The organism is Micromonospora sp. NPDC023633 (genome assembly GCF_040640035.1).
Taxonomy (GTDB): Bacteria; Actinomycetota; Actinomycetes; order Mycobacteriales; family Micromonosporaceae; genus Micromonospora.
Map to the genome: position 1 here is coordinate 1 of NZ_JBFABB010000284.1, position 1,263 is coordinate 1,263.

General features: G+C 76.9%; 3 pseudogenes. 1 reads left to right on the forward strand and 2 read right to left on the reverse strand.

The annotated features are described in order from the left end of the window. Both AB0G13_RS34745 and AB0G13_RS34750 read right to left on the reverse strand, forming a co-directional pair. Positions 1 to 423, reverse strand: a pseudogene (locus AB0G13_RS34745) (non-ribosomal peptide synthetase); the annotation flags it as partial. 111 nt (positions 424 to 534) lie between these two features. Then, positions 535 to 1,092: pseudogene (locus tag AB0G13_RS34750) on the reverse strand (AMP-binding protein); the annotation flags it as partial. On the opposite strand from AB0G13_RS34750, the pseudogene AB0G13_RS34755 reads away from it, so the two are divergent. Continuing rightward, positions 1,039 to 1,263, forward strand: a pseudogene (locus AB0G13_RS34755) (hypothetical protein); the annotation flags it as partial. The pseudogenes AB0G13_RS34750 and AB0G13_RS34755 sit on opposite strands and share 54 nt — an antisense overlap.

Consider the following 1,263-nt stretch of genomic DNA (forward strand, 5'->3'; position numbering starts at 1 on the left):
CGCGCCGGTGGCCGCCGCGCCGGTGGCCGTCGCGGCGGCGGGCTGCGCCACCCCGGCCAGCGCGCCCAGGGCCCGCAGGTCGACCTTGCCGTTGCGGTCGAGGGGGAACTCGGCCACGGTCACCCACTGCTGCGGCCGGGCGTAGGGGGCCAGCTCGGCCTCCACGGCACGGCGCACGCCGGCCACGTCCAGGCCGTCGGGGGCGGGCTTGAGCGCGGCGCACAGGCGTACGCCCGTCACCGGGTCGCCGGTGGTGAACACCACCGCGTCGCGGACCCCGGGCCGCGCCCGCAGCCTGCGCTCGACGTCGACCAGCTCCACCCGGTGTCCGGCGATCTTCACCTGGCGGTCGTTGCGGCCCAGGAAGCGCAGCTGCCCGTCCGCACCCCAGCGCACGAGGTCCCCGGTGCGGTACAGGCGCACCTCCGGATCCCCGAGCCGGACGAAGGACGCGTCGGTGCGCGCGGAATCGTCGAGGTAGCCGTCGGCGAGCCCGGTGCCCGCCGTGCCCAGCTCGCCGATCGCACCCGGCGGGACGAGGCGTCCCGCCGGGTCGACGACGTACAGGTCGGTGCCGTGCACCGGCGCGCCGATCGGCAGCGGGTCCGGCGTCGCGTCGGCGTGGTCGACGGACCAGGTGGTGGTGAACGTGGTGTTCTCGGTGGGGCCGTAGCCGTTGGTGACCCGCAGCCCCGGGCAGGCCCGCAGCGCCCGGCGCACGTGCGCGGGGGAGACCACGCCGCCGCCGGTGAAGAGCTGCCGCAGCCCGGCGAAGGCGTCCGGGCGGTGGTCGGCGACCAGGTGGAACACGCCCGAGGTGAGCCACGCGTGGGTGATCCCGGCGGTGCGCAGGAACTCGGTCAGGCCGCTGGGCGTCGGTTCCCCGGGCGGGAACACCACCACCGTGTCGCCGTTGGCCAGCGGTACCAGCAGCTCCAGCGTGGACGCGTCGAACGCCAGCGGGGACAGCCGCATCATCCGCATGCCCGCCCGGTCGGCGAACAGCGCCGGGTCGTCGGCCAGCCGCAGCACCGCCCGGTGCGGCACGACCACGCCCTTGGGCACCCCGGTCGAGCCCGAGGTGAAGGAGACGTACGCGGTCCGGGCCGGGTCGGCCGGGGCCGCCTCGACCGGGTCGTCGCCCGATTCGACGACGCCGGGGCCGCCGGCCGCCCCGGCCCGCGCCGACGTGTCCGTCTGGCCCTGATCCGGCTCTACCGGGGGCCGTCACTGATCGACCGGGTGGTCGCGGCCGACATGCTG